Origin of the sequence: Actinomyces sp. oral taxon 171 str. F0337 (assembly GCF_005696555.1) — a bacterium.
In the GTDB taxonomy this organism is placed as follows: domain Bacteria; phylum Actinomycetota; class Actinomycetes; order Actinomycetales; family Actinomycetaceae; genus Actinomyces; species Actinomyces oris_E.
Genome location: NZ_CP040005.1, coordinates 1,274,499 through 1,296,840, shown reverse-complemented (window position 1 = coordinate 1,296,840; position 22,342 = coordinate 1,274,499). Strand labels below are relative to the sequence as shown.

The following is a 22,342-nucleotide window of genomic DNA, read 5'->3' as shown; positions in this document are numbered from 1 at the left end:
GTCATGCTCTTTCCACCAGTGCGAGGGAGCGCAGGCGCCGCTCCAGGTACCAGGTCGTGTAGGCCGAGACGAGCCCGGAGGCCTGCGAGCGCTCGCGCTGGCCGGAGGCGTCGGCCACGGCCCAGTCGCCGGTGAGCAGGGCCCCCAGGAGCACCATCGTGGCCGGCTCGACCTCCACGGCGCCGGCCGAGCGGCAGGACTCGCACACCGCGCCGCCGGCCTGCACATGGAAGGCCCTGTGCGGTCCGAGTGCACCGCACAGGGCGCAGTCATAGCACGAGGGCGCCCAGCCCCCCAGGGCCAGGGCCCGCAGCAGGTAGGAGTCCAGGATGAGTCCGGGGGCGTGGCGCCGGTGGGACATGGCGGCCAGGGCCCCGGCCAGCAGCAGGTACTGCTGGGGGCTGGCCTCGGTGCCCAGGTCTCCGTCGTCGGCACTGAGGCGCTCGGCGGTCTCCACCATGGTCGAGGCGCAGGTGAACATGGCGTAGTCGGCGCTCACGGCCCGACCGAAGGGGTCGATGATCTCGGCCTGGGTGACGACGTCGAGGCTGCGCCCGGCGTGGAGCTGGACATCGGTCATGGAGAAGGGCTCCAGGCGGGCACCGAAGCGGGAGGTGGTGCGGCGCACCCCCTTTGCCACAGCACGCACCTGGCCGTGGTGGCGGGTGAGCATCACGATGATGCGGTCGGCCTCGCCCAGCTTGTAGGTGCGCAGGATGATCGCCTCATCCCGGTACAGCCTGCTCGTCACGGGCGCAGTCTCTCACGCCCCCTCAGCGCAGGGCGCGATTGATGGCGGAGATGACGGCCTTGAAGGAGGAGGTGGTGATGGAGGGGTCAATGCCCACGCCCCACAGGACCTGGCCGTCGACCTCGCACTCGACGTAGCTGGCGGCCTTCGCGTCGTGTCCCTCGCTCAGGGCGTGCTCGGCGTAGTCGAGGATCCGCACGCTCAGGCCTGTGCTCTCCAGAGCGGTGACGAAGGCGTCCAGGGGGCCGTTGCCGGCGGCGGTCAGGTGCTTCTCCTGGCCGCCGTCGATCAGGGTGACGGTGAGGGTGGAGTCCTTGTCGTCACCGGTGGAGGTCAGGGTGGCCCCGCGCAGCTCGAAGCGGCCCCAGCGGCTGAGCTCGGCCTCGGGGGCGGCCGCGGCGGGCAGGTACTCGTCGGCGAAGATCGACCACAGGCGGGCGCCGTCGACCTCACCGCCGTAGGTGTCGGTGTGGCGCTGGACGATGTGGGAGAACTCGATCTGGAGGCGGCGCGGCAGCTCGAGCTTGCGAGTGGTGCCCAGCAGGTAGGCGACCCCGCCCTTGCCGGACTGGGAGTTGACGCGCACGACGGCCTCGTAGGAGCGGCCCACGTCGTGGGGGTCGATGGGCAGGTAGGGCATGGCCCAGGGGACGGCGATCTCGGCCTCGGCGTCGGACAGCCCCTCGGCCTTCTTGGCGTTGACCTGCGTGGTGCGCGCGGCGAAGCCCTTCTTGATGGCGTCCTGGTGGGAGCCGGAGAAGGAGGTGTAGACGAGCTCGCCGGCGTAGGGGGTGCGCGGGGGCACGTCCATGCCGGTGGCCCGCTCGACGATGCGGCGGACCTCGTCGATGTCGGACAGGTCCAGCATGGGGTCGACGCCCTGGCTGAAGAGGTTGAGGGCCAGGGTCACCAGGTCCACGTTGCCGGTGCGCTCGCCGTGGCCGAACAGGCAGCCCTCGACGCGGTCGGCGCCGGCCATGAGGCCGAGCTCGGCAGTGGCCACGCCCGAGCCGCGGTCATTGTGGTTGTGCAGTGACAGGCACACCGAGTCGCGATGAGACAGGTGTCGGCTCATCCACTCGATCTGGTCGGCGTAGACGTTGGGCGTGGCGCGCTCGACGGTGGAAGGCAGGTTGAGGATGATCTCGCGGTCCCCGTCAGGCTCCCAGACGTCCATGACGGCCTCGCAGACCTCGAGGCTGTAGTCGAGCTCGGTGTCGATGAAGAACTCCGGGGAGTACTCGTAGCCGAAGACCGTGTCCTCGTCGAGGACCTTCTCGGCACGGGCCATGATCTGGCGGGTGCCGTCGACGGCGAGCTCGCGGACCTGGTCGCGGTCCATACGGAAGACGACGTCACGGAAGATGGGTGACAGGGCGTTGTAGAGGTGGACGGTGGCCCGCGGAATGCCGACGCAGGCGTCCAGGGTGCGGTCGATGAGGTCGCCGCGCGACTGGGTGAGTACCGAGATGGTGACGTCCTCGGGGATCGCACCGTCGTCCACCAGGGAGCGCACGAAGTCGAAGTCGGTCTGAGAGGCGGCCGGGAAGCCAATCTCGATCTCCTTGAAGCCCATGGTCACAAGCAGGTCGAAGACGGCGCGCTTGGCCTGGGGCCCCATGGGCTCGATGAGGGACTGGTTGCCGTCGCGCAGGTCGGTGCTCAGCCAACGGGGGGCGGTGGTGATGCGCTTGTCCGGCCAGGTGCGGTCGGGCAGATCGATGGTGGCGACGTCGAGGAAGGGCCGGTACTTGGCAAACGGCATACCGGAGGGCTGCTGGGGGGCGGGGCGGGCGTTACGCATCGGGGTTCTCCTGGGATCAGGTGCTTCGTGGTTCCGACGGCGGTTCCCGGAAGACTCGTCTGACTCCTGAGGAACGCGGCCGCGAACGTGGCCGAGCAGAACGAGCCAGCCGCGGTCGGGGTGCCGGCCTGTCAGGCCCCGCCGCGGCGACTAAGCAGGAGGCTCACCTGGTGGCCTGGAGTCGCTCGCACGGCGTAGACCCTACCCCGATGACACCCCATCGTCAGGTAGGACGGCCGCACGGGACCGCAGTGTGAGACGGAGGCCGAAGGAGCTCCACCGCAGGCCACACTCTCAATCCGACGAACACCAACGTCATGATGTAGTATCTCTACTATATTCAGTTACGCCTCTACTCAGGAGGATTTGTGCGATGGCTCCAGTCATCACCACGGAGAACCTCGAGTTCTCCTACGGGGACACCCCGGTGCTGCGTGGCATCGACCTGTCGGTCGAGGCCGGAGAGGTCGTCTGCCTGCTCGGCCCCAACGGCGTGGGCAAGACGACGCTCGTGGAGAACCTGCTGGGTTCACTGATGCCGACCAGCGGCAGGGTGCGCGTGCTCGGCACCGATCCGCGCCGGGCGGGCGCCGACTTCTGGGCGCGGATCGGACTGGTGCAGCAGAGCTGGACCGATCACGCCAAGTGGCGGGTGAGGGACCAGCTGGAGTGGATCCGCTCGGTCCAGCTGACGGCGACAAGCCGGGTGAGCAGCGTCGACGAGGTGCTCGACGCCGTCGGGCTCAGCGAGAAGGCCGGCTCCCGGCTGTCACGGCTCTCCGGCGGGCAGCGACGCACCATTGACTTCGCGGCCGCGCTCATGGCCTCACCCGAGATCCTCATCCTGGACGAGCCGACGACCGGACTGGACCCGGTCTCGAAGGCGCGCCTGCACGATCTCATCCTGGCCCGGGTCGACGATGACGCCACCATCATCATGACCACCCATGACCTGGCCGAGGCCGAGCACCTGGCCTCTCGGGTGCTCATCATGAACGAGGGGCGGATCCTTGCCGACGGCACGGTCACGGCGCTGCGCGAGCGCCTTGACCGCGGCGCCGAGATCACCTGGGTCCAGGACGGCACCCGCCACGTCCACTCCACCCACTCCCCGAGCGCTTCGTCAAGGAGCTTGATCTCGATCACATCACCGGGCTCACCATCACCCGTCCCACCCTGGAGGAGACCTACCTCTCCCTCGTCAGCAAGGAGGCCCGAGCATGAGCATTCACACCGTCCTGGCAGTTCTGCGCGCAGCCTCCCGACAGGCGGCCACCGATCTTCGAGCAGGTATTGTCGGAATGAGCGTCGCGCTGCTGGCATCCTTAAGCGCCATCGTGGTCGTCGGCAGGAACACCCAGGTGAACGCCGAGGCCCACGCAACCTTCGGCCCCATGTTCCTCGCCAGCAGCATCGGCACGATCAGCTGCTTCATCACCCTCCAGATCGCCAGCGAGACCTACATCGACCGTATCGGTGGTGCCCTGCTGCGGGTGCGCGTCCTGCCCCGCGGCCCGCTTGCGTGGGCAATCGGTAAGACGATGTCCTCGATCACTCAGACCCTGGTCTTCCAGGGTGCCATTCTTCTCGGGGGAGCCCTGTTCGTTGAGGCGCTGCCCGTGAGTACGTCCCAGGTGCTGGCCTGCCTGCCACTCATAGCGCTGTCGGCTATTGCGACGGTCCCGCTGGGCTTCCTCGTGGGCACCTTCGTTCGCGGCGCCTACAGCTTCATGGCCTCCTACCTGCCCATCTTCGCCCTCGTCGGAACGAGTGGTTTCTTCATGCCCATGGACCGCCTCCCGTCCTGGGTGCAGGCGGTTCAGCTGGTACTGCCCACCTACTGGTCGGGGCACCTGACCCGCTGGGTGCTGGTGGGTGACCCCTCGTGGGAGGTGGGCCGAGCCTTCTCCCCGGCGCTTGCCGTCGGGGTCCTGGTGGCATGGACAGTCCTCGGCTTCGCAGGGGCCTCGTTCATCGTGCGACGCAGCTTCCGCAAGGAGACGATCGGTAGTCTGGCGCGCGTGCAGTCCACCATTCGTTCCCAGTCCGGTCTGTGACCATGTCCGACGACGTCGTCCACAACCGGATCGCGGTCCTGCGTGCCGACCGCAGGGTGAGTCGCCGAGAGCTCGCTGAGGCCCTCGGCGTCCACTACCAGACGGTGGGTTACCTCGAGCGCGGGGAGTACGCCCCCTCACTGCACCTGGCCCTGCGCATCGCCCGCTACTTCGACGTGGCCGTGGAGTCGGTCTTCTCCTTGGAGGAGTTCCCCCGCCTGACGTAAAACGCTGCCACTCATCGTAGTCGGGTGGTGCCCTCCCCGTCTGGGGAGGGCACCACCCGACTACTCGGTTCGGCGGGGTGTCTGTGTCCTGGCGCCGACCGGCCTACAGGAGGCCCTCGGCCAGGTCCAGCGGGGTGCCGAAGCGGTGGTTGGTGATGGCCACAGCCTGCTCGCGCAGGAAGGGCAGCAGCTCGGAGTGCGGGCAGGCCGTCACGGCCCCGGTGTACAGGGCGATGTCGGGGCTCCCGCCGGTCACCCGGCTGGCCTGGCTCCAGCGGGCGGCCGAGGTCTCCTCACGTGGGCCGAGGATGCGCACACGCGTTCCCAGCCCGCCGGAGGCGGAGAGCTCAGCCAGGCGGGCGTCCCAGGTGTCCTGGTCCTCGACCGTCACCTGGACGCCTGCTGCCAGCAGCGCGTTCTGCAACGGCTGGGGCAGACGGTCGGCCACCGACAGGCTGATGAACCCTCCGGCGCGCACGCCGGCCGCCATGACGCGCACGACGTCGGCCGGCTCGGTTCCAGACCCGGCGCGCACGACGACGTCAGTGGGTCGGTAGCGCAGCACGTTGCGCTCGCAGGCCAGTGCCGTGACATCGCGGTTGGCGCCGTAGGCGCTCCTCCAGGCCGAGGCGTCGGCCACCAGGGCGCGGCGCAGCCCGGCCAGGTCGTCCTCGCCCAGCTGACCGCTGACGGCGTCGCACAGGCTCGCCACGCGAGGGTCCAGCGCCGCAGTGCCCTGGCCCGCAGGCTCCTTCACGTCCTGGCCGTCTGCGGGCTCGATGTCCCCCAGTCCCAGCAGGTAGGAGGGACCGCCGGCCTTCGTCGTCGAGCCGATGGCCGAGCGCTTCCAGCCGCCGAAGGGCTGGCGGCGCACGATGGCCCCGGTGATGCCGCGGTTGACGTAGATGTTGCCGGCCTGGATCGAGTCGAGCCAGACGGCCAGCTCGGCCGCGTCGAGGGTCTGGAGCCCGGAGGTGAGCCCGTAGTCGACGGCGTTGACCGCCTCGATGGCCTCCTCGAGCGTGTCGACCCGCATGACGCCGATGACCGGCGCGAAGTACTCGGTGAGGTGGAACTCGCTGCCGGGCACGACCCCGGCGCGGATGCCCGGGGTCCACAGGCCGTCACCGAGGTAGCGGGGCTTGAGGACCCAGTGCTCGCCGACCCCCAGCGTGGTCAGGCCGCGCACGGCCTTCTCGTCATCGGGCACGACGACGGGCCCCATCTGGGAGTCCAGCGACAGCGGGAGCCTGACCCGCAGGGAGGCGGTGGCGTCCACGAGCTGGCGGGCGATGCGCTCGGAGTTTCCGGCCGAGGAGACCAGGACCAGCAGGGAGGAGGCCGAGCACTTCTGGCCGGCGTGGGCGAAGGCCGAGTAGACGGCGTCGCGCACGGCGATGTCGGGGTCGGCCGAGGGGGTGACGATGATGGCGTTCTTGCCGCTGGTCTCCCCCAGCAGGTGCATGTCCGGCTTCCAGGAACGGAAGAGGCGGGCCGTGTCGTAGGAGCCGGTGAGGACCACGCGGTCGACGTCCTTGTGGGTCACCAAGTGGCGTGAGACGTCGCCGTCCTCCAGCGGGGCGAGCACCACGAGGTCCTCGGGGATCCCGGCGTCGTGGAAGGCGCGCACGAGCTCGGCCGCGCAGCGTCGGGCCGGCGGGGCGGGCTTGAGGATGACGGCGCTGCCGGCCGCCAGGGCCGCGGCCACTCCCCCGGTGGGGATGGCCACCGGGAAGTTCCAGGGCGAGGCGACCACGGTGACGTCCACCGGGGCGAAGCGGGCCCCGACCATGTACTCCGGGTCGTGCAGGAGCAGCGAGGACTCGGCGTAGTGGTGGCAGAAGTCGATGGCCTCACTGACCTCGGGGTCGGACTGGTCGATGGTCTTGCCGGCCTCGGAGCCGGCGACCTCGATGAGCTCGGCGCGCCGGGCGGCCAGGACGTCGCCGACACGGTGCAGGGCGGCGGCCCGCTCCTCCGGGTCCAGGGACTGCCAGACTCCGGCGGCCTCGGCCGTCGCGGCCACGAGGGAGTCCACCGAGGCATTCGTGGCCAGACGGGCGGCGCCTGCCTCCACCTCGGCCACGCCCCGCGTGGAGCCCGGGATGGCGGCGGCGATATCCCGGGCCCACTGGCGGTTGGCGGCCAGGGCCGGGTCGGAGTCGGACTCGGAGACGAAGGACCTCCTGGCACGCTCGGCCACTGTCCCGGTCTCCTTCGGAATGCCCGCCTCCCGCTCGGCGAGCCGGTTCTGGGTGCGGTTGGGCACCGGCACCGGGGCATCCGGGTCGAGGTCGGAGAGGGCCGCCAGGAAGCGGTCGCGCTCGCGGGCGAAGATCTGCTCGTTGCTGGCCAGGTCGAAGACGCCGGACATGAAGTTCTCCGGCGCCGCGTTCTCCTCCAGGCGGCGCACCAGGTAGGAGATGGCGACGTCGAACTCGTGGGGGTCGACGACGGGTACGTACAGCAGGAGGTGGCCGGTCTCGCGGCGGACGACCTCCTGGATGCCGGTGGCCATGCCGGAGAGCATCTCGAACTCGACGCTGTCCTCGACGCCGCGTGCGGCGCGCAGCTCGAAGGCGAAGGCGATGTCGAAGAGGTTCTGGCCGGCTACGCCCAGGCGGATGTTGCGGGTGCGCTCGGGCGTCATCGCCCAGGAGAGCATGCGCTTGTAGTTGGTGTCGGTGGCCTGCTTGGAGGGCCAGGTGGTCAGCTCCCAGCCGTGGATCTCGGCGTCGACCTTCTCCATGGACAGGTTGGCGCCCTTGACGATGCGGACCTTGACTCGTGAGCCGCCGGAGGCGACACGCTTGGCGGCCCACTCCTGGAGGCGCTGCATGGCGCCCAGGGAGTCGGGCAGGTAGGCCTGCAGGACGATGCCGGCCTCGTAGCCGCGCATGTCCTCCTGGTCGAGGATCGCGGTGAAGACCGCGATGGTCAGGTCGAGGTCCTTGTAGTCCTCCATGTCCAGGTTGAGGAAGGCGCCGTGGTCGCGGGCCAGGCGGTAGAGGGCAGGAGGGCCTGGACGCCGTGGGCGACGACCTCCTCGAAGCCCCAGGGGTTGTGGGGGCCGGTGACGGCGGAGACCTTGACCGAGACGTAGTCGACGTCCTCGCGGGTGACAAGGCGGGAGACCTCGGCCAGGCGGCGGGCCGCCTCCTTCTCCCCCAGGACGGCCTCGCCCAGGAGGTTGACGTTGAGGCGGTTGCCGCCCTTGCGCAGGCGGGCGAGGGCGGGCCCGAGTCCCTTGTCGGTGGCGTCGACGACGAGGTCGCCGACGATCTCGCGAAAGACACGACGGGCGACGGCGGTGACGGTGCGCGGGGCGAGACGGGAGGCGGCCGAGCCCAGTCCCATGGCACCGGCCAGGGCGGGCGGCAGGAAGTCGGTGCGCCCTGAGGAGAGGCGCTTGAGGGCGGTGCTGGCGACGTCGAGGTCGGTGGGACGCACGACGTCGTCGACGAAGCGGGTGGTGAATGTCAGGCCCTCGGGGTCGGAGAGGATGCCGGAGAGAAGCTTGGCCGAACGCGGTACCGGCTCGGAGGCCGACTCGTCAGCCCACCGGCGTGCTCGGGCGACGGCTCTCTCACCCAGCGCCCACAGGTCGTCGGGGCAGCGGCGCCCTGCGCTACCTGCGTCGGTACGGGGCTGACTGGGAACGGCGTTGTTCGTCATGCGTTTGGTCTCCAGGTCGATGTGGTATTGGACCTTCCAAGTGTGCGTGACAGCACCCCTTGTGCGCGACTGATTCGGATGTCGAGTCGCCTGGTGTCGCACGTTCCCGTCCCAGATACCGTCCGCACCCCTCCGCTCGCAGCGCGGAGGGTTCAGAAACCGAGGCGGGCCAGGGCCTTGGGGTCGGACTGCCAGTCCTTGGCGGTGCGCACGTGCAGGTCGAGGTAAACCTTGCGCCCCAGCAGCTCCTCGATGCCCTTACGGCGGTGACGCCCACCTCCTTGAGGCGCCGCCCTCCCTTGCCGATGATGATGGCCTTCTGGGAGTCGCGCTCGACGACGAGGCTCACGCGCACCTGGAGACGACCTCCGGCGCCCTTGATGCGGCCGACCTCACGCTCGTCGTCGGGGTCGGCGATCTCGTCGACGACGACGGCCAGGGAGTGGGGCAGCTCGTCGCGCACGCCCTCCAGGCGGCCTCGCGCACGAGCTCGGCGATCATGACCTGCTGGGGCTCGTCGGTGATCTCGCCGGTGGGGTACAGCGGGGGGACAGGGGCATGTACTTGAGCAGGACCTCCTTGAGGACGTCGATCTGCTCGTTGCGCTGGGCTGAGACCGGGACGATGTCGGCCCACTCCCCCAGCTCGCTGACGGCCAGGAGCTGTGCGGCCAGGGCCTCGCGGGTAACGGTGTCAGCCTTGGTGACCACGGCGACCACGGGGGTGCGCAGCTCGGCGAGGTCGCGGGTGATGAAGCGGTCGCCCGGGCCGATCTTCTCGTTGGCGGGGACGCAGAAGACGACGACGTCGACGTCGGTGAGGGTCTCGCGCACCAAGTCGTTGAGGCGCTTGCCCAACAGGGTGCGGGGCGGTGGAGACCGGGGGTGTCGACCAGGACGATCTGCGCATTGTCCTGGTGGATGACGCCGCGCACGTTGTGGCGGGTGGTCTGGGGGCGCCCGGAGGTGATGGCGATCTTGGCGCCGACCAGGGCGTTGGTGAGGGTGGACTTGCCAGCGTTGGGGCGACCCACGATGCAGGCGAAGCCGGCGCGGAAGTCCTCGGGGAAGTCGGGGACAACGATCTCGACGCGGGCCGAGTCGGCAGTGTCGGCGGTGTCGGCACTCTCGTCCACGTCGTCGTCCTCGTCGTCGGGGTCGGTGAGCGGGTTGGGGCCGTCCATGAGCTCGGCGTCGGTGGGAAGCGGAAGCCGGCCGGGCGGGGCCGGGTGCGGGCATCTCGAGGGACTCGGCCAGGAGCTCCTCGGGGGCCTGGGGCTGGTCGTCGCGGGCTGCGGGGGCGGTGTGGTCGGCGGTGTCAGTCATCGGTGTCCTCTTCGGGTGCGGGGGTGCGCGAGGCGAGAATAGTGGAGACCTGGCGGCGGCGCCGGTGGCCTCCTCGGCCTGGAGGTGGACGCCCTGGGGTCTCCGGCGGCGCCGGCAGGGGGACGCGGCCGATGGCCTTGGTGAGCAGGCCGCCGACGGTGTCGACGTCGTCGTCGTCGATCTCGAGGTCGAAGAGCTCGCCGAGCTCGTCCAGGGCGAGTCGGGCGGGGACGCGGTAGGTGCCGGGGGCGACTTCGACGACCTCGGGCAGCTCGGGGTCGTGCTCGTCGGTGAGCTCGCCGACGACCTCCTCCAGGAGGTCCTCCATGGTGACCAGGCCGGCGGTGCCGCCGTACTCGTCGACGGCCAGGGCCATGTGGAAGCGGCCGGTCTGCATCTCGCGCAGGAGGTCGTCGGCGGGTTTCGTCTCGGGGACGTACTCGGCGTCGCGGACGAATCCGGCCACGGCGAGGGCCTCGTGCTCGGGGTGGGCGGCCAGGCGACGCAGGACGTCCTTGAGGTAGAGGATGCCGCGCACGTCGTCGGCGTCCTCCCCGATGACGGGGACGCGTGAGTAGCCGGAGCGGATGAACAGGCGCATGGCTGCGGAGGCGGGCTTGTGGGCGTCGATGGTGACCATGTCGGTGCGTGGGACCATGACCTCGCGCACGAGGGTCTGGCCGAGCTCGACCACCGAGCGCATCATCTCGCGGTCCTCGTCCTCGATGGTGTCGGTCTCGCCGATCTCGTCGATCATCTCGCGCAGGTCCTCGTTGACGGCCTCGCGGGTCTCGGCGTCGGTGGGGGCGGACTCGGGGCGGCGGGTGCGGGAGACGAGCCGGCGCTGCGGGGCGGCCAGGACGTCGACCCAGGTGAGCAGGCCCCCCAGGGCGAGGAGGGTGCCGGCGGGGTTGCGCCGGCCGTAGGTGCGTGGGGAGAGGCCGACGACCACGCCCAGCAGGATGATGTTGGCCAGCAGGGCCAGGGCCAGGACCTGCCACCAGGCGCGCACGAGCCCGGAGGCGGCCAGGGTGATGAGGACGGCGGCGAGCATGTCGACGGCGACGCGGGCGACGCTGAGGGCGCCCAGGACCCGGGTGCGGTGCTCGGCCAGGCGGCGGACCCTGGCGGCGCCGCGGCGGCCCTCCTCGATGAGGTCGTCGGCGGCGGCCCGGGTGAAGCGCAGCAGGGCGACTCGCCGGCTGATAGGAGGGCCCCCAGGGCCAGGACGATCACCGCGCAGGCGATGAGCGCGGCGGTGGGGATGCCGGTCACGCGGGTCTCACTTGCCGCGCTCGGCCAGGAAGGTCAGCAGGAGGCGGCGCTGGAGGTCGAACATCTCCTTCTTCTCCTCGGGCTCGGCGTGGTCGTAGCCCAGGAGGTGGAGGATGCCGTGGACGGTGAGCAGGAGCATCTCCTCGACGGCTGAGTGGCCGGCGGCAAGGGCCTGCTTGGCGGCGACCTGCGGGCACAGGACGATGTCGCCCAGGGTGCCGGCGGGGGTGGGCGAGTCGGCTGAGCCGGGGCGCAGCTCGTCCATGGGGAAGCTCATGACGTCGGTGGGGCCGGGCAGGTCAAGCCAGCGCACGTGGAGCTCTTCCATGGGCTCGGGGTCGATGAACATGATGTTGAGCTCGGCGGCGGGGCTGACGTGCATGGCGGTCAGGACGGTCGGCGAGGTCCGCGAACTCGGCGGCGTCGATGACGGTGGTGGTCTCGTTGATGACCTCAGTGGTCATGCGGGTTCCTCTCCGAGTAAGGCCGGGCGGGGCGGTTGCTGCTCCCCCGACGGTACTGGCTGTTGCGGCCGCTGCGGCCAGGCGGTCCGGCGGGTCGGGCGGCGGCGTCCTGGGCGGCGGCCTCGGCGTCGTGGCGGGCGTAGGCCTCGATAATGCGGCCCACGAGGCGGTGGCGCACGACGTCGGCCGATCCGAGCTCGCAGAAGCTGATGCCCTCGACTCCGGCGAGGATCCTGCGCACGACGATGAGGCCGGACTCGCGTCCGCCGGGCAGGTCGACCTGGGAGATGTCTCCGGTGACGACCATGCGTGAGCCGAAGCCGAGGCGGGTGAGGAACATCTTCATCTGCTCGGGGCTGGTGTTCTGGGCTCGTCGAGGATGACGAAGGCGTCGTTGAGGGTGCGTCCGCGCATGTAGGCCAGGGGCGCGACCTCGATGGTGCCGGCGGCCATGAGGCGGGGCAGGGCCTCGGGCTCGAGCATGTCGTGGAGGGCGTCGTAGAGGGGCCGCAGGTAGGGGTCGATCTTGTCGGTGAGGCTGCCGGGCAGGAAGCCGAGGTTCTCGCCGGCCTCGACGGCGGGCGGGTGAGGATGATGCGCGAGACGCGCTTGCGGGCCAGGGCGTCGACGGCCTTGGCCATGGCCAGGTAGGTCTTGCCGGTGCCGGCGGGGCCGATGCCGAAGGTGATGGTGGATTCCTCGATGGCGTCGGTGTAGGCCTTCTGGCCGAGTGACTTGGGGCGGATGGTGCGGCCGTGGGAGGTGAGGATGTCGTCGGTGAGGACCTCGGTGGGGCGGGCAGCGGTCCAGCAGGCCGACGGCGCGCTCGACGGCGTCAGCAGTCAGGGGCGTACCGGTGCGGGCAACGTCAATGAGCTCGGAGAGCAGGACGACGACGGTGTCGACGCGGGCGGCGGGGCCGGAGACGGTGACGGCAGTGCCGCGCACGTGGATGTCGACGTCAGTGAAGCCCTTCTCAATGGCGCGCAGGACCTCGTCCCGGGCGCCCAGGAGGGTCACCGGAGCGACGTCCTCGGGCAGGGTAAGGGTGCGAACCACGGTGGAGTCGGGGTGGTGGAAGTGGAGTGGGCGGCAACCGAGTCGATTGTTGAGACGGCCGGGGATGCGGGACCTGCTGGGTTCAAGGGGCTATCGGCTGAGGAGGTCATCGCCGGCGAACCGGCTGCTGCGGTGGGCGTGTCGTCATCACGGTCGATCCTAGATGATCGGCCCCGGAGACGCCGAGGGCACGGCGTCCTGGGCCGCGCGCACTCTGCAGCCACATCATGCCGCCCTAATCGTCATCCGGATCTGCTGGGCCTCTCGACATTCTTCCGGTACGTCACATCTGATCCCGACTCTCCGTCTCGGATCGGCTAGTTGTTGCAGTCGGCCCAGGGCCCCGAATCGCGGGCGGCACCCACACCAGTAATGTCTTTCGAGGATTCGTATGACTGACTACCTCACCCTTGGAAATGACGGCCGACTCGTTGACCGCGAAGGCAAGACTCTGGAGTTCAAGCGGGATCTCAGCTCACCCACTGGGCCACTGCGCACCATCACAGCCTTCGCGAACTCCGCGGTGGTCGCCTCGTCATCGGGATCGCGGATGATGGCACCGTGGTCGGTGTTGAGGACCCGCTCGCTGAGGAGGAGCGCGTCGTCAGTCTCATCGATGACTGGATCTCGCCGCAGCTGGTTCCCGCCATCGACTTGTCCCGCTCGCCGACAAGACTGTTCTCGTCGTCGATGTTCCTCTGAGCACCCGACGCCCCCACTACATCACCCGGCAGGGGCCGGAAGCGGGCGTCTACGTGCGTCTCGGTTCCTCCACTCGCCAGGCTGATCCGGCATTGGTTGCCGGGCCGTCAAGGAGGTCGGCTCCGGGCCCACCGTGGTGGACCTCAGCAAGCCGGCCAACCTCGTCCACCACGAGGGGGTTGAGGAGGAGCACGAGCACGGCGAGGAGGCCACCGACGGCGCCTCGGCCACGGCGAGTGCCGCCGCCACCGCGCAGGCCAGCGAGGCCGGCCACGACGAGCACAAGGACGAGCACGGTCACGATGAGCACGGTCACACCGAGGGCGAGGAGGGGCACGACAGTGACCTCGACCCGCACTTCTGGCTCGACCCGGACCGCATGATCAAGGTGGCCGAGGCCCTCGAGGCCTCCTTCGCCCAGATCGACCCGGCCAACGCCAACGACTACAAGGCGAACCTGGACAAGCTCAAGACGGCGCTGACCGGCCTGGACAACCAGTACAAGCAGGGCCTGTCCACCTGCCAGCACAAGACCTTCATCACCACCCACGCCGCCTTCGGCTACATGGCCGAGCGCTACGGCCTGACCCAGGCCTCCATCTCCGGCATCGACCCCGATGCTGAGCCCAGCCCCGCTGAGATGGCCAACATCAAGTCGGTGGTCGAGAAGACGGGGTGAAGACGATCTTCACCGAGGAGCTGGTCTCCGACGCTCCCGCCAAGGCGATCGCCGCGGAGACCGATGCGAAGACGAGCGTCCTCAGTCCCCTGGAGTCCAAGCCCGAGCGGGGCGACTACACCGACGCCATGACCAGCAACCTGGAGCGGCTCAAGTCCGCCATGGTGTGCCAGTAGCCTCGGGGCCGGGCCACCGAGCCCGAGATCCCGAGCAGATGACGTCCACTCAGATTGGCATGATCGAAACGGCATGACCTCATCATCTTCACCATCATCAGCGTCTGTGACGACGCCGTCCGACTCACCCCGGGCGGCGTCGTCCGCGCTCGCCATCAGGATCCGCGAGCTCAGCGTCGTCCTGGGCTCCTCCCTCATCCTGGACGACGTGAGCCTGGCCGTGGGCGGCGGCGAGTCCGTGGCGATCCTGGGCGCCAACGGCTCGGGCAAGTCCACCCTCGTCAAGGCCGTTCTGGGGCTGGTGCCCCTGTCCGGCGGCAGCATCGAGGTCCTGGGCGCCCCCACCTCGCGCCGCCGCAGGGTCCCCTGGGAGCGCGTCGGCTACGTCCCCAGCGGATCGGTGCCGGCTCCGGTGTCCGGCCACCGCCCTGGAGGTGGTGCGATCCGGGCTCCTGGGACCGCGCAGGCCCTGGGCCGACGGGGGCGGAGCGCCAAATGCAAGGCCATGGCCGCACTCGACGCCGTCGGCCTGGCCCACCGGGCCGCGGACCACGTCCAGGTCTTCTCCGGCGGGCAGGCCCAGCGCGTCCTCATCGCCCGAGCCCTGGTGCGCTCCCCAGAGCTGCTCATCCTCGATGAGCCCCTGGCCGGCATCGACCGTGCCAGCGTGAGTCCTGGCCGAGATCCTCCGGGGGCTGCGCGCGCAGGGGCTGACCCTGGTGACGGTCCTGCACGAGATGGGTGAGCTCGCCGACGTCGTCCAGCGGGCGATCCTCCTGCAGGACGGCCGGCTCGTCGCCGACGGCCCGGCCGGCGAGGTCGCTCATCTGCGTGACAGCAGAGTCGGCGCGTCCCACGGCCCACGCCGCACTCACAGCGGCGACGACGACCACCACCCTGACGCCGGAGGCCCTCCGGCCCACCACGCCCCCGTCCTCGACCATCGGTTGCCTGAAACGCGCCCCCATTCCGGTAGGAGCACCCGCCCATGATCGAGTTCGTCTCCGACATGCTCGCCAGCCCCCTCATCCAGCGGGCCTTCATCGTGGCGGTCCTGGTGGGGCTGGCCGCCCCGGTGGTGGCACCTACCTGGTTCAGCGGGCCTGGCGCTGCTGGGCGACGGGATCGGGCACATCGCCCTGACCGGCATCGCCCTGGGCTGGCTGGCCGGGACCGCCGCCAACGTCACCTCCCGTGACGCCTGGGCCGTGCCCGGGGCGATCATCGTGAGCGTGCTGGGCGCCGTGCTGATCGAGGTCATCCGCGCCAACGGCCGCACCCGGGCGACGTGGCCCTGGCGATCCTGTTCTACGGGGCATCGCCGGGGGCGTCATCCTCATTAGCGTCGCCGGCGGGACGACGACGAATCTCAACTACTACCTGTTCGGCTCGATCTCCACGGTCTCGGTCCCCGACGCCTGGTTCACCATCGCCCTGGCCACCCTGGTGCTCCTGGTGGGGCTGGGACTGCGCGGCCCGCTGTTCGCGCTGTGCCACGACGAGGAGTTCGCCCGCGCCTGCGGGCTGCCCACCAGTGCCCTCAACGTACTGGTGGCGGTGGTAGCGGCGCTGACGGTCTCAGTGTCCATGCGGGTGGTGGGGGCGCTGCTGGTCTCGGCCGTCATGATCGTGCCGGTGGCCATCGCCCAGCTCGTCTCGCACTCCTTCGCCCGCACCATGTACCTGGCGATGGGTCTGGGGGTAGTGGCCTGTGTGTCGGGTCTGACGATCACCTACCGGGTGGAGGTCTCTCCCGGCGCCATGATCGTGGTACTCCTAGTGGGGGCTACGCCGTCGTCGCCCTCCTGTCCGGACTGCTGCAGTTCGTCAGCCGCTCCCGACGGCACCGCATCACCTCAGGAGGCAGATCATGAGCGCAAGCAGCACGGCGCAGCGTCCACGCGCCACGCGCCAGCGCGCCGCCGTCGCCGACATCCTCACCCGCACCGACGAGTTCCGCTCGGCCCAGCAGATCCATTCCGCCCTGGAGGCCGAAGGCACCAAGGTGGGGCTGGCCACCGTGTACCGCAACCTGCAGACCCTGGCGGAGACCGGCACGGTGGACCAGGTGCGCAGCGCCGAGGGCGAGGTCCTCTACCGGGCCTGCGAGAGGCAGGAGCACCACCACCACATCGTGTGCCGCCGCTGCGGCTACACCGTGGAGGTTGCCGGCGGTGAGCTGGAGGAGTGGATTCAGCGGGTGTCGACCCAGCAGGGCTTCACCCAGATGGAGCACACGGCGGAGTTCTTCGGCCTGTGCGCCGCCTGCTCGGCACAGGACACCTCACAGGACTGAACTGTCCTGATCCGCCTGGTGGCCCCGATCCGGTGGTGCCGGGCGGCCGACTACTGCCCGTCGTGGTGCGGTTCCTCGTCAGCCTCGTCGTCCTCCGGGTCCTCGGTATCGGCGGGCTCCTCGTGCAGCACCTTGTCTACGGCGCCGCCGTAGCGGCGCTCGCGTCCGGCGTAGGCCTCGCAGGCCCTCCACAGCTCGGTGCGGTTGAAATCGGGCCAGGCCAGGGGCGAGAAGTAGAGCTCGGCATAGGAGGAGGACCACATGAGGAAGTTGGAGGTGCGTTGCTCGTCGCCGGTGCGGATGAACAGGTCCACGTCCCGCATGGTGGGTGAGTAGAGGTAACGCTGGATGGTCTTCTCGTTGACGGAGGAGGTCTTGAGGCGGCCGGCGGCCACGTCCTCGGCGATGGCTCGGGTGGCGTCGGCGATCTCGGCGCGCCCGCCGTAGTTGATGCACAGGTTGAGGGTGAGGCCCGTGTTGTGGGCGGTGACGCGTTCGGCCTCACGCAGCTCACGCAGGACGGACTTCCACAGGCGCGGGGTGCGACCGACCCAGCACAGCCTGACGTTCCAGGAGTTGAGGACATCGCGCTGGACGCGCAGGACCTTGCGGGCGAAGCCCATGATGAAGCGGACCTCACCGGGTGAGCGCCGCCAGTTCTCAGTGGAGAAGGCGTAGACGCTCAGCTCTTTCACGCCGATCTCAATGGCGCCGGCGGCGACGTCGAGCATATTGGCCTCCCCCACCCGGTGGCCCTCGGTGCGGGGCAGGCCGCGGGCATTGGCCCAGCGCCCGTTGCCGTCCATGACGACGGCGACGTGCTGGGGCAGGGAGGCGGCCGGCAGCACGGGCGGGGTCAGGCCGGGCCGGTGCAGGGGCGGAGCCGCCTCGACCGTCATGTCTCTGGTGACGTCTGTCATGGTCATGCTCTTTCCACCAGTGCGAGGGAGCGCAGGCGCCGCTCCAGGTACCAGGTCGTGTAGGCCGAGACGAGCCCGGAGGCCTGCGAGCGCTCGCGCTGGCCGGAGGCGTCGGCCACGGCCCAGTCGCCGGTGAGCAGGGCCCCCAGGAGCACCATCGTGGCCGGCTCGACCTCCACGGCGCCGGCCGAGCGGCAGGACTCGCACACCGCGCCGCCGGCCTGCACATGGAAGGCCCTGTGCGGTCCGAGTGCACCGCACAGGGCGCAGTCATAGCACGAGGGCGCCCAGCCCCCAGGGCCAGGGCCCGCAGCAGGTAGGAGTCCAGGATGAGTCCGGGGGCGTGGCGCCGGTGGGACATGGCGGCCAGGGCCCCGGCCAGCAGCAGGTACTGCTGGGGGCTGGCCTCGGTGCCCAGGTCTCCGTCGTCGGCACTGAGGCGCTCGGCGGTCTCCACCATGGTCGAGGCGCAGGTGAACATGGCGTAGTCGGCGCTCACGGCCCGACCGAAGGGGTCGATGATCTCGGCCTGGGTGACGACGTCGAGGCTGCGCCCGGCGTGGAGCTGGACATCGGTCATGGAGAAGGGCTCCAGGCGGGCACCGAAGCGGGAGGTGGTGCGGCGCACCCCCTTTGCCACAGCACGCACCTGGCCGTGGTGGCGGGTGAGCATCACGATGATGCGGTCGGCCTCGCCCAGCTTGTAGGTGCGCAGGATGATCGCCTCATCCCGGTACAGCCTGCTCGTCACGGGCGCAGTCTCTCACGCCCCCTCAGCGCAGGGCGCGATTGATGGCGGAGATGACGGCCTTGAAGGAGGAGGTGGTGATGGAGGGGTCAATGCCCACGCCCCACAGGACCTGGCCGTCGACCTCGCACTCGACGTAGCTGGCGGCCTTCGCGTCGTGTCCCTCGCTCAGGGCGTGCTCGGCGTAGTCGAGGATCCGCACGCTCAGGCCTGTGCTCTCCAGAGCGGTGACGAAGGCGTCCAGGGGGCCGTTGCCGGCGGCGGTCAGGTGCTTCTCCTGGCCGCCGTCGATCAGGGTGACGGTGAGGGTGGAGTCCTTGTCGTCACCGGTGGAGGTCAGGGTGGCCCCGCGCAGCTCGAAGCGGCCCCAGCGGCTGAGCTCGGCCTCGGGGGCGGCCGCGGCGGGCAGGTACTCGTCGGCGAAGATCGACCACAGGCGGGCGCCGTCGACCTCACCGCCGTAGGTGTCGGTGTGGCGCTGGACGATGTGGGAGAACTCGATCTGGAGGCGGCGCGGCAGCTCGAGCTTGCGAGTGGTGCCCAGCAGGTAGGCGACCCCGCCCTTGCCGGACTGGGAGTTGACGCGCACGACGGCCTCGTAGGAGCGGCCCACGTCGTGGGGGTCGATGGGCAGGTAGGGCATGGCCCAGGGGACGGCGATCTCGGCCTCGGCGTCGGACAGCCCCTCGGCCTTCTTGGCGTTGACCTGCGTGGTGCGCGCGGCGAAGCCCTTCTTGATGGCGTCCTGGTGGGAGCCGGAGAAGGAGGTGTAGACGAGCTCGCCGGCGTAGGGGGTGCGCGGGGGCACGTCCATGCCGGTGGCCCGCTCGACGATGCGGCGGACCTCGTCGATGTCGGACAGGTCCAGCATGGGGTCGACGCCCTGGCTGAAGAGGTTGAGGGCCAGGGTCACCAGGTCCACGTTGCCGGTGCGCTCGCCGTGGCCGAACAGGCAGCCCTCGACGCGGTCGGCGCCGGCCATGAGGCCGAGCTCGGCAGTGGCCACGCCCGAGCCGCGGTCATTGTGGTTGTGCAGTGACAGGCACACCGAGTCGCGATGAGACAGGTGTCGGCTCATCCACTCGATCTGGTCGGCGTAGACGTTGGGCGTGGCGCGCTCGACGGTGGAAGGCAGGTTGAGGATGATCTCGCGGTCCCCGTCAGGCTCCCAGACGTCCATGACGGCCTCGCAGACCTCGAGGCTGTAGTCGAGCTCGGTGTCGATGAAGAACTCCGGGGAGTACTCGTAGCCGAAGACCGTGTCCTCGTCGAGGACCTTCTCGGCACGGGCCATGATCTGGCGGGTGCCGTCGACGGCGAGCTCGCGGACCTGGTCGCGGTCCATACGGAAGACGACGTCACGGAAGATGGGTGACAGGGCGTTGTAGAGGTGGACGGTGGCCCGCGGAATGCCGACGCAGGCGTCCAGGGTGCGGTCGATGAGGTCGCCGCGCGACTGGGTGAGTACCGAGATGGTGACGTCCTCGGGGATCGCACCGTCGTCCACCAGGGAGCGCACGAAGTCGAAGTCGGTCTGAGAGGCGGCCGGGAAGCCAATCTCGATCTCCTTGAAGCCCATGGTCACAAGCAGGTCGAAGACGGCGCGCTTGGCCTGGGGCCCCATGGGCTCGATGAGGGACTGGTTGCCGTCGCGCAGGTCGGTGCTCAGCCAACGGGGGGCGGTGGTGATGCGCTTGTCCGGCCAGGTGCGGTCGGGCAGATCGATGGTGGCGACGTCGAGGAAGGGCCGGTACTTGGCAAACGGCATACCGGAGGGCTGCTGGGGGGCGGGGCGGGCGTTACGCATCGGGGTTCTCCTGGGATCAGGTGCTTCGTGGTTCCGACGGCGGTTCCCGGAAGACTCGTCTGACTCCTGAGGAACGCGGCCGCGAACGTGGCCGAGCAGAACGAGCCAGCCGCGGTCGGGGTGCCGGCCTGTCAGGCCCCGCCGCGGCGACTAAGCAGGAGGCTCACCTGGTGGCCTGGAGTCGCTCGCACGGCGTAGACCCTACCCCGATGACACCCCATCGTCAGGTAGGACGGCCGCACGGGACCGCAGTGTGAGACGGAGGCCGAAGGAGCTCCACCGCAGGCCACACTCTCAATCCGACGAACACCAACGTCATGATGTAGTATCTCTACTATATTCAGTTACGCCTCTACTCAGGAGGATTTGTGCGATGGCTCCAGTCATCACCACGGAGAACCTCGAGTTCTCCTACGGGGACACCCCGGTGCTGCGTGGCATCGACCTGTCGGTCGAGGCCGGAGAGGTCGTCTGCCTGCTCGGCCCCAACGGCGTGGGCAAGACGACGCTCGTGGAGAACCTGCTGGGTTCACTGATGCCGACCAGCGGCAGGGTGCGCGTGCTCGGCACCGATCCGCGCCGGGCGGGCGCCGACTTCTGGGCGCGGATCGGACTGGTGCAGCAGAGCTGGACCGATCACGCCAAGTGGCGGGTGAGGGACCAGCTGGAGTGGATCCGCTCGGTCCAGCTGACGGCGACAAGCCGGGTGAGCAGCGTCGACGAGGTGCTCGACGCCGTCGGGCTCAGCGAGAAGGCCGGCTCCCGGCTGTCACGGCTCTCCGGCGGGCAGCGACGCACCATTGACTTCGCGGCCGCGCTCATGGCCTCACCCGAGATCCTCATCCTGGACGAGCCGACGACCGGACTGGACCCGGTCTCGAAGGCGCGCCTGCACGATCTCATCCTGGCCCGGGTCGACGATGACGCCACCATCATCATGACCACCCATGACCTGGCCGAGGCCGAGCACCTGGCCTCTCGGGTGCTCATCATGAACGAGGGGCGGATCCTTGCCGACGGCACGGTCACGGCGCTGCGCGAGCGCCTTGACCGCGGCGCCGAGATCACCTGGGTCCAGGACGGCACCCGCCACGTCCACTCCACCCACTCCCCCGAGCGCTTCGTCAAGGAGCTTGATCTCGATCACATCACCGGGCTCACCATCACCCGTCCCACCCTGGAGGAGACCTACCTCTCCCTCGTCAGCAAGGAGGCCCGAGCATGAGCATTCACACCGTCCTGGCAGTTCTGCGCGCAGCCTCCCGACAGGCGGCCACCGATCTTCGAGCAGGTATTGTCGGAATGAGCGTCGCGCTGCTGGCATCCTTAAGCGCCATCGTGGTCGTCGGCAGGAACACCCAGGTGAACGCCGAGGCCCACGCAACCTTCGGCCCCATGTTCCTCGCCAGCAGCATCGGCACGATCAGCTGCTTCATCACCCTCCAGATCGCCAGCGAGACCTACATCGACCGTATCGGTGGTGCCCTGCTGCGGGTGCGCGTCCTGCCCCGCGGCCCGCTTGCGTGGGCAATCGGTAAGACGATGTCCTCGATCACTCAGACCCTGGTCTTCCAGGGTGCCATTCTTCTCGGGGGAGCCCTGTTCGTTGAGGCGCTGCCCGTGAGTACGTCCCAGGTGCTGGCCTGCCTGCCACTCATAGCGCTGTCGGCTATTGCGACGGTCCCGCTGGGCTTCCTCGTGGGCACCTTCGTTCGCGGCGCCTACAGCTTCATGGCCTCCTACCTGCCCATCTTCGCCCTCGTCGGAACGAGTGGTTTCTTCATGCCCATGGACCGCCTCCCGTCCTGGGTGCAGGCGGTTCAGCTGGTACTGCCCACCTACTGGTCGGGGCACCTGACCCGCTGGGTGCTGGTGGGTGACCCCTCGTGGGAGGTGGGCCGAGCCTTCTCCCCGGCGCTTGCCGTCGGGGTCCTGGTGGCATGGACAGTCCTCGGCTTCGCAGGGGCCTCGTTCATCGTGCGACGCAGCTTCCGCAAGGAGACGATCGGTAGTCTGGCGCGCGTGCAGTCCACCATTCGTTCCCAGTCCGGTCTGTGACCATGTCCGACGACGTCGTCCACAACCGGATCGCGGTCCTGCGTGCCGACCGCAGGGTGAGTCGCCGAGAGCTCGCTGAGGCCCTCGGCGTCCACTACCAGACGGTGGGTTACCTCGAGCGCGGGGAGTACGCCCCCTCACTGCACCTGGCCCTGCGCATCGCCCGCTACTTCGACGTGGCCGTGGAGTCGGTCTTCTCCTTGGAGGAGTTCCCCCGCCTGACGTAAAACGCTGCCACTCATCGTAGTCGGGTGGTGCCCTCCCCGTCTGGGGAGGGCACCACCCGACTACTCGGTTCGGCGGGGTGTCTGTGTCCTGG

The 22,342-nt window shown here is 69.5% G+C and carries 13 protein-coding genes and 9 pseudogenes; 12 read left to right on the top strand and 10 right to left on the bottom strand.

Annotation, left to right across the window (positions count from 1 at the left end; genetic code table 11):
* Window position 1 precedes the first annotated feature (1 nt).
* Window positions 2-751 (bottom strand): DNA repair protein RecO, encoded by a 750-nt coding sequence (recO, locus tag FBF36_RS05770; RefSeq protein ID WP_138137274.1) that lies wholly within the window; start codon window positions 749-751, stop codon window positions 2-4.
* A gap of 22 nt (window positions 752-773) precedes the next feature.
* Complete coding sequence (leuA, locus tag FBF36_RS05765) at window positions 774-2,555, bottom strand: 2-isopropylmalate synthase (protein ID WP_034493225.1); 1,782 nt, start codon at window positions 2,553-2,555, stop codon at window positions 774-776.
* Between the two features lie 373 nt (window positions 2,556-2,928).
* On the opposite strand from leuA (FBF36_RS05765), the pseudogene FBF36_RS05760 reads away from it, so the two are divergent.
* The 3 genes and pseudogenes from FBF36_RS05760 (at window position 2,929) to FBF36_RS05750 (ending at window position 4,839) form a co-directional block, all read left to right on the top strand.
* Window positions 2,929-3,779 (top strand): annotated as a pseudogene (locus tag FBF36_RS05760) (ABC transporter ATP-binding protein).
* The gene (locus tag FBF36_RS05755; protein ID WP_034493228.1) at window positions 3,776-4,612 is read left to right on the top strand and encodes an ABC transporter permease; all 837 of its coding nucleotides are present in this window, start codon (window positions 3,776-3,778) and stop codon (window positions 4,610-4,612) included. The pseudogene FBF36_RS05760 and the gene FBF36_RS05755 overlap by 4 nt, the downstream one beginning before the upstream one ends.
* Window positions 4,613-4,614: 2 nt before the next feature.
* Window positions 4,615-4,839 carry a helix-turn-helix transcriptional regulator gene (locus tag FBF36_RS05750; protein ID WP_009397847.1) on the top strand — a complete coding sequence of 75 codons (225 nt, stop codon included), beginning with the start codon at window positions 4,615-4,617 and terminating at the stop codon, window positions 4,837-4,839.
* 103 nt (window positions 4,840-4,942) lie between these two features.
* Here the strand turns inward: FBF36_RS05750 and FBF36_RS05745 are convergent.
* The 5 pseudogenes from FBF36_RS05745 to FBF36_RS05725 form a co-directional block, all read right to left on the bottom strand.
* Window positions 4,943-8,514, bottom strand: a pseudogene (locus FBF36_RS05745) (proline dehydrogenase family protein).
* A 152-nt stretch (window positions 8,515-8,666) separates the two neighbouring features.
* Window positions 8,667-9,839 (bottom strand): annotated as a pseudogene (gene era, locus FBF36_RS05740) (GTPase Era).
* Window positions 9,832-11,114: pseudogene (locus FBF36_RS05735) on the bottom strand (hemolysin family protein). Before FBF36_RS05735 ends, era begins: the two co-directional pseudogenes overlap by 8 nt.
* Before the next feature lie 7 nt (window positions 11,115-11,121).
* Window positions 11,122-11,578, bottom strand: a pseudogene (ybeY, locus tag FBF36_RS05730) (rRNA maturation RNase YbeY).
* Window positions 11,568-12,747: pseudogene (locus tag FBF36_RS05725) on the bottom strand (PhoH family protein). The pseudogenes ybeY and FBF36_RS05725 overlap by 11 nt, the downstream one beginning before the upstream one ends.
* 451 nt (window positions 12,748-13,198) lie before the next feature.
* Here FBF36_RS05725 and FBF36_RS13455 point away from each other — a divergent pair.
* From FBF36_RS13455 to FBF36_RS05695, 6 genes and pseudogenes are all read left to right on the top strand, one after another.
* Window positions 13,199-13,339, top strand: coding sequence for a hypothetical protein (locus tag FBF36_RS13455; protein ID WP_225792477.1), 141 nt, complete (start codon window positions 13,199-13,201; stop codon window positions 13,337-13,339).
* 100 nt (window positions 13,340-13,439) lie between these two features.
* A pseudogene (locus tag FBF36_RS05715) lies at window positions 13,440-14,194 on the top strand (metal ABC transporter substrate-binding protein); the annotation flags it as partial.
* A 73-nt stretch (window positions 14,195-14,267) separates the two neighbouring features.
* Window positions 14,268-14,939, top strand: coding sequence for a metal ABC transporter ATP-binding protein (locus FBF36_RS05710; protein ID WP_138137272.1), 672 nt, complete (start codon window positions 14,268-14,270; stop codon window positions 14,937-14,939).
* Window positions 14,914-15,186, top strand: a complete 273-nt coding sequence (locus tag FBF36_RS05705) for a hypothetical protein (RefSeq protein ID WP_138137270.1) — start codon at window positions 14,914-14,916, stop codon at window positions 15,184-15,186. The genes FBF36_RS05710 and FBF36_RS05705 overlap by 26 nt, the downstream gene beginning before the upstream one ends.
* A pseudogene (locus tag FBF36_RS05700) lies at window positions 15,183-16,068 on the top strand (metal ABC transporter permease). Before FBF36_RS05705 ends, FBF36_RS05700 begins: the two are co-directional and overlap by 4 nt.
* Window positions 16,065-16,490 carry a Fur family transcriptional regulator gene (locus FBF36_RS05695; protein ID WP_009397841.1) on the top strand — a complete coding sequence of 142 codons (426 nt, stop codon included), beginning with the start codon at window positions 16,065-16,067 and terminating at the stop codon, window positions 16,488-16,490. Before FBF36_RS05700 ends, FBF36_RS05695 begins: the two are co-directional and overlap by 4 nt.
* Before the next feature lie 50 nt (window positions 16,491-16,540).
* On the opposite strand, the gene uppS is transcribed toward FBF36_RS05695, so the two are convergent.
* The 3 genes and pseudogenes from uppS to leuA (FBF36_RS05680) all read right to left on the bottom strand — a co-directional run bounded on the left by uppS (window position 16,541) and on the right by leuA (FBF36_RS05680) (window position 19,965).
* Complete coding sequence (gene uppS / locus FBF36_RS05690; RefSeq protein WP_034493230.1) at window positions 16,541-17,410, bottom strand: polyprenyl diphosphate synthase; 870 nt, start codon at window positions 17,408-17,410, stop codon at window positions 16,541-16,543.
* Window positions 17,411-17,412: 2 nt separating this feature from the next.
* Window positions 17,413-18,161, bottom strand: a pseudogene (gene recO / locus FBF36_RS05685) (DNA repair protein RecO).
* A 22-nt stretch (window positions 18,162-18,183) separates the two neighbouring features.
* On the bottom strand, window positions 18,184-19,965 hold the full coding sequence (gene leuA / locus FBF36_RS05680; RefSeq protein ID WP_034493225.1) for a 2-isopropylmalate synthase: 1,782 nt from the start codon (window positions 19,963-19,965) through the stop codon (window positions 18,184-18,186).
* Between the two features lie 373 nt (window positions 19,966-20,338).
* Here leuA (FBF36_RS05680) and FBF36_RS05675 point away from each other — a divergent pair, with 373 nt between their 5' ends.
* Genes FBF36_RS05675 through FBF36_RS05665 form a run of 3 tightly spaced genes read left to right on the top strand, consistent with a single transcriptional unit; the run spans window position 20,339 to window position 22,250 of the window.
* The gene (locus FBF36_RS05675; protein ID WP_009397845.1) at window positions 20,339-21,190 is read left to right on the top strand and encodes an ABC transporter ATP-binding protein; all 852 of its coding nucleotides are present in this window, start codon (window positions 20,339-20,341) and stop codon (window positions 21,188-21,190) included.
* Window positions 21,187-22,023, top strand: coding sequence for an ABC transporter permease (locus FBF36_RS05670; protein WP_034493228.1), 837 nt, complete (start codon window positions 21,187-21,189; stop codon window positions 22,021-22,023). The genes FBF36_RS05675 and FBF36_RS05670 overlap by 4 nt, the downstream gene beginning before the upstream one ends.
* Window positions 22,024-22,025: 2 nt before the next feature.
* Window positions 22,026-22,250 carry a helix-turn-helix transcriptional regulator gene (locus tag FBF36_RS05665; RefSeq protein WP_009397847.1) on the top strand — a complete coding sequence of 75 codons (225 nt, stop codon included), beginning with the start codon at window positions 22,026-22,028 and terminating at the stop codon, window positions 22,248-22,250.
* Window positions 22,251-22,342 lie beyond the last annotated feature (92 nt).

Bases quoted from the DNA above. Each gene is read 5' to 3' on its own strand.
- FBF36_RS05755 (WP_034493228.1), top strand. From the start codon at position 3,776: ATGAGCATTCACACCGTCCTGGCAGTTCTGCGCGCAGCCTCCCGACAG.
- leuA (WP_034493225.1), bottom strand. From the start codon at position 19,965: ATGCGTAACGCCCGCCCCGCCCCCCAGCAGCCCTCCGGTATGCCGTTT.
- FBF36_RS05670 (WP_034493228.1), top strand. From the start codon at position 21,187: ATGAGCATTCACACCGTCCTGGCAGTTCTGCGCGCAGCCTCCCGACAG.
- FBF36_RS05750 (WP_009397847.1), top strand. From the start codon at position 4,615: ATGTCCGACGACGTCGTCCACAACCGGATCGCGGTCCTGCGTGCCGAC.
- FBF36_RS05675 (WP_009397845.1), top strand. From the start codon at position 20,339: ATGGCTCCAGTCATCACCACGGAGAACCTCGAGTTCTCCTACGGGGAC.
- FBF36_RS05665 (WP_009397847.1), top strand. From the start codon at position 22,026: ATGTCCGACGACGTCGTCCACAACCGGATCGCGGTCCTGCGTGCCGAC.
- leuA (WP_034493225.1), bottom strand. From the start codon at position 2,555: ATGCGTAACGCCCGCCCCGCCCCCCAGCAGCCCTCCGGTATGCCGTTT.
- uppS (WP_034493230.1), bottom strand. From the start codon at position 17,410: ATGACAGACGTCACCAGAGACATGACGGTCGAGGCGGCTCCGCCCCTG.
- FBF36_RS05695 (WP_009397841.1), top strand. From the start codon at position 16,065: ATGAGCGCAAGCAGCACGGCGCAGCGTCCACGCGCCACGCGCCAGCGC.
- FBF36_RS05710 (WP_138137272.1), top strand. From the start codon at position 14,268: ATGACCTCATCATCTTCACCATCATCAGCGTCTGTGACGACGCCGTCC.